At 62.6% G+C, this 4,861-nt stretch carries 6 protein-coding genes; 3 read left to right on the top strand and 3 right to left on the bottom strand.

Annotated elements, in window-relative coordinates:
* Positions 1-65: 65 nt before the first annotated feature.
* The gene (locus H0V34_02640) at positions 66-374 is read right to left on the bottom strand and encodes a TonB-dependent receptor (GenBank protein MBA2490634.1); all 309 of its coding nucleotides are present in this window, start codon (positions 372-374) and stop codon (positions 66-68) included.
* Here H0V34_02640 and H0V34_02635 point away from each other — a divergent pair.
* Positions 356-1,537, top strand: coding sequence for a PepSY domain-containing protein (locus H0V34_02635; GenBank protein ID MBA2490633.1), 1,182 nt, complete (start codon positions 356-358; stop codon positions 1,535-1,537). The genes H0V34_02640 and H0V34_02635 overlap by 19 nt on opposite strands.
* A 64-nt stretch (positions 1,538-1,601) precedes the next feature.
* Here the strand turns inward: H0V34_02635 and H0V34_02630 are convergent, their stop codons facing one another.
* Positions 1,602-2,153: a response regulator gene (locus H0V34_02630; protein ID MBA2490632.1), complete on the bottom strand. Its 552-nt coding sequence runs from the start codon at positions 2,151-2,153 to the stop codon at positions 1,602-1,604.
* A gap of 4 nt (positions 2,154-2,157) precedes the next feature.
* Complete coding sequence (locus H0V34_02625) at positions 2,158-3,264, bottom strand: HAMP domain-containing histidine kinase (protein MBA2490631.1); 1,107 nt, start codon at positions 3,262-3,264, stop codon at positions 2,158-2,160.
* Positions 3,265-3,600: 336 nt separating this feature from the next.
* Between H0V34_02625 and H0V34_02620 the strand changes: the two genes are divergently transcribed.
* Both H0V34_02620 and H0V34_02615 read left to right on the top strand, forming a co-directional pair.
* Entirely contained in the window at positions 3,601-4,335 is a 735-nt protein-coding gene (locus tag H0V34_02620; protein ID MBA2490630.1) for a TonB-dependent receptor plug domain-containing protein, read from the top strand.
* A gap of 256 nt (positions 4,336-4,591) precedes the next feature.
* Positions 4,592-4,861 (top strand): TonB-dependent receptor (locus H0V34_02615; protein MBA2490629.1); only part of this gene is annotated, 270 nt, incomplete at its 3' end.

Genomic DNA, 4,861 nt, shown 5'->3' with positions numbered 1-4,861 from the left:
GAACACGACGGGGAGACGTATCAGTAACAGGGTCAGCGGCGTCAACTGATCGCTTGCGTGACGGATCAGAAAAGCCAGGTCGCGTACAGCCGCGCGGTGATCGGTTCCACGGGATGGAAGCGTTCGTCTTCGATACCCGCGGCTGGTTCGACGGCCAGGCGCGAGGCGTAGAAATAGGTGATGTCGTCGTCTTGCGAATCCAGCAGGTTCAAAACGTCGAGCTCGACCGCAATTCGATCCGTGAATCGATAGCCCGCTTTCATATTCACCAGACTCGTCGAATCGGATTCCTGGCTGCCATCCTCGATCAGCGGACGCGGGCCGAAGTGGCGCAGCCTCAACGCGCCGAACCAGAATGGCGGCACAGCAGACATCGGTCGAGTCGGCGTTTCCTGCGGCACGTGTGACCAGCGTGGTCCTGCCCGAACCGTCCGGAGGATCGACGGAATGGGCGCTGCGTATCCCGTCGGGGGAGGAACGGGCGGTTTTCACCACCCCCTGCGACGCGCGCGTGCTCGGCAGTCTGCAAAGCGATTTCTGTCTGATGACAATCGTCTCCACGATTTACGGCCAGCTCATGCTGGGCCGCGTTGGCGATACGCTGGTGGAAGTCGCGGCCTGCTGGGCGTTCGTGCTGCTGATCACCGGTGTTTATCTCTGGTGGCCCCGTCAAGCAGGATTGCTCGGCACGCTGGTGCCACGGCTCAGTTTGAAGGGACGTCCACTATGGCGCGATCTGCATGCCGTACCCGCTTTCTGGAATGCGATCTTCGTCGGCTTTCTGATCCTGAGCGGTCTCCCGTGGGCGGGATTCTGGGGCGAGCAGCTCGCCAAACTCGGCACGGTTTCGCACATGACCACACCCTCGCCTAATTTCTCCGCCCCGCCTTCGCTGGCCGCATTGGGCGCGGAGCCTGCAGGCGGCCACGCGCATCACGATGACACGACTATTCCGTGGGCTGTCCGCCATGCAACAGTGCCGTACGCTAGCGGCACTGCGGGCAATGGCATTAAATTGCCTCGGGTCATGCAGGTCGCGCGTCAGCAGGATCTTATGAAGCCCGGTCTGAAGATCGATTTTCCGCTAGACCAGACTCAGCTGTGGCGGCTCAGCTGGGTGCCTGACCGCGCCCAGGAACAGCGCACGCTTTATGTACATCCGCGTGATGGACAGGTCATGCAGGACCTGTCGTTCGATAAATACAGCGCACTCGGCAAGGCGGTGGAATTCGGCGTGATGACGCACGTGGGCCGGCAATTCGGCCTCATCAACCAGCTTATCTGTGTGCTGGTCTGCCTGTTGACGGTTCTGATCGCGGTAACCGGGTTGGTAATGTGGTGGCAGCGGCGGCCACGCGGAAAACTCGGTGCGCCCGAGCTGCCACCAGCGTTCCGTATCCCCGCAACGGTAACGGCCATCACACTGATCTGCGCGGTTATCTTTCCGCTGCTGGGTGCGTCACTGCTGATCGTCCTGCTGCTCGATTACCTGGTTATCGCGCGCATCCAGCGTTTGCGGTACGCGTTCGGCAATTGATGTCATCAAGCCGCAACGTGAAAAGACAATGGTGAGATTCCGACCGCAAAGACGCCAGCATCCATCAATCCCGCGCCGGTCTTTTCATCAGCTTGCGCTGCAGGGCACGCAGATGCATGCGCAGGCTGCGGGCGGTCGCCGACACGTTGCCGTTATTCTCGGCCAGCACCCTCTGGATGTGTTCCCACTCAAGTCTTCGCAACGAAATCGGCTGCGTACTCACCGGCACGCCGGGGTTGCCCGCCTGATTATGCAAGGCCGCCACGATTTCGTCGGCGTCGGCGGGCTTGGCGAGATAATGGGTCGCGCCGAGCTTGATCGCCTCCACCGATGTGCTGATGCTGGCATAGCCGGTCAGCACCAGTATTCCCATGCCGGCGTTCAGTGATTTAAGTTCGGCAATCAGCGACAAACCGGACGGCCCCGGCAGCTTGAGAGCAAGCACCGCGTAGTCCGGCGTGATGTCCCGCGCCGCGCACGCCGCCGTGTCAACATCATGCGCGATGATTACCGCGAATCCACGATTCTCCAGCGCCTTCGCAAGCACCCGGCACAGGGTTGGGTCATCGTCCACCAGCAGCAACGCCGGCGCGGCTTGTCCGGGATCGTCGTGCATGCGGCTAACAGGCCAGCGCGGCGAGCGGCAGGCTGACCTGCGTAAGCGCGCCCCCGCCATCGCGGTTGAACAGCCGGATCCTGCCGCCCAGACGCTCGATCGTAGTGTTGGCGAGCACCAGGCCCACGCCAAGCCCCTCGCCCGGCGCCTTGGTAGTGACGAACGCGTGACCCGCGCGCGGCGCAACCTCAGGAAGGATGCCGGCGCCGCGATCGCGTATCTCGATGGACCATTCTGTTGCGCTCCAGCGGCTTTTCACTTCCACTACGTCGGGCGATGCATCCGCCGCGTTGTTGAGCAGATTGGTGATGGTCTGCGCCAGCATCGGGCCGGCCGCGATCGTCGGCGCAGGGCGCATGACGCGCCACTGATCTAGTAGCTCACGCAGGAAAGCCTCGATAGAAATCGCTTTTACGTCCTCCGCGCGCGCATGCCCCGAAGCTGCTACCAAACGGGTCAGAATCCGTTTGCAGATACCGACCTGTTCGCGCAGACACTTGAGATCCGACGCCACGTTTGGCAGCCGCGCGCAGTCGCGTTGCAGCTCTTTGGCGAGCACCGCCATGGTCGACAACGGCGTGCCCAGCTCGTGCGCTGCGCCGGCGGCGAAGGTGCCCAGCGCGACGATGCGCTCGCTGCGCAGACTCTCTTCGCGGGCGGCGGCAAGCTGGCGATCGCGCTCGCGCAAACCCGCCGCCATGCGCGTGACGAATACCACCACCAGCGCGGCGCTCAACACGAAATTGAACCACATCCCCAGCAGGTGCAGGTCGAAATCGCTCACCCGCCCATGATGCATGGGGAAAGGCACGGCCTCAAACATAAGCCACGTATACGCCGCGATGGTCAGCGCGGTCATGACGCCGGTATAGATCAGCGGCAGCGTGATCGCGACTATGACCAGCGGCAGCAGATACAGCGATACAAACGGATTGCTGGCGCCGCCGCTTAAATATAACAACGCGGTCAGCGCGGCCACGTCCACACTGAGCTGCGCAAAGATTTCGACATCGTTGGCGGGAAACGCGCGCGCCAGGCGCCAGCGCGCGAACCCGTTAAATATCGCCAGCGAGCCGATTACCGAGGCCATTGCCGCCAGCGGCAAGGACATCGCCAGACCGTAATGCACCCACGCGACAGTGAGCGCCTGACCCGCGATCGCGACGTTTCGAAGAACATAAAGCCAGCGCAAGGTGGCGTTCGATACGCCGCCCGTTGCAGACCGTACTTTGAGCAAACACGACGCCTCCGTGTGGCGGGATTCAATCGCATATTGTCTCGCGATTCTCACTCATCGGCATACGACATTTTGTCATGTCGTCGCCCGCCCGCGGCTTGGCGATAATTGCCCCCGGCGCGACATGGCGATCCGCGGGCGCCGGTTTGTTTGCCGCGAGTCCGAGGGTGTCAACGTGCGCAACGGCATCGAAAACGGCGTTTACAAGACGTGAGAACCGATTCCATCGCGCACGAATTGTTTCATATGAATCAGTTGCTTATGCGTTACAGGAAGCGCCGCAACGTTGCCATTATCGCCGCCGTGGCTCTGTGCTTGAGCGTCGCCATAGCGCATGCGCAGCCTCGTGTGGAGCACGCCGGCGATCCGCGCGCAGAGCAGGCGATAACGCTACCCGAAATCAGAGTCGATGAGCGCGGACCGACCGCGCTAACCTCACGCCCGATGGACGAAGCCGCCACTGAGCTGAACAGAGTGCCGGGCGGCACCACGCTCATCGACGCCGCGAGCGTGCGAACGAGCTCCACCAGTAACCTGGAGCAGGTGTTATCGTTCGCGCCCGGCGTTTACGCACAGAACCGTTTCGGCAGCGACGAGAATCGGCTGTCCATACGCGGCTCCGGCATCTCGCAGGATTTCGCGATCAGAGGCGTGCGCCTGTTGCGCAACGGTCTGCCCATCACGGAGGCCGACGGCGACTTTCACTCGCAACTGGTCGAGTCCTTGACGGCGCGCTACATAGAAGTTTATCGCGGCGCCAACGCGCTGCAATACGGCGCCTCCACCATGGACGGCGCGATCAACTTCGCCACGCACACGAGTTACACGGCGGCGGCGCTCAGCGGTCGCCTGGAGGCCGGCAGCGACGGGTATCTGCGCCCGCAACTGGCGAGCGGTAAGGTGCTCGACGAACACTGGGACTACTACGCGTCGCTGTCGGGATAGTACGGCGACGGGTTTCGCGAGCACGCCGAGACCGACAGCACGCGCTGTTACGGCAATCTTGGTTACAGCCACGGCGAGCGGGCCGAAACCCGGCTGCATGCGAGCGCCGAGCACAGCGACCAGGAGATTCCGGGCGCGCTGACCAAAGCCCAGCTGGAGGACGATCCGGGTCAGGCCAGCGATTTTTTCGAATCGTTCGGTTCGCGCAACAACTTCGACCGCTACCGCGCCGATCTGCAACATACATGGCTGATCGGTGATGAAGACCGGCTGGATATGGGCGCGCGGGACTGATTTTGATTTCAGCGACCCCGCCACACCGGACAACCGCATCGAAGAGACCTATTTCGGCGTCAGCCCCAAGCTCGGGCTGGTGTGGCAGGTAGCGGAGCGCGCGCAACTGTTCGGCAACGTGAGCCGCAGTTTCGAACCGCCGATCCTCGCCCAGTTCAACGACACGACCGCGGGTGTGCTGGCCCAACAGACCGCGACTACCATCGAACTCGGCACGCGCGGCGGCGCGCAG

It is taken from the genome of Gammaproteobacteria bacterium (assembly GCA_013696315.1).
Taxonomy (GTDB): domain Bacteria; phylum Pseudomonadota; class Gammaproteobacteria; order JACCYU01; family JACCYU01; genus JACCYU01.
This window is presented reverse-complemented; position numbering and strand designations above follow the sequence as displayed.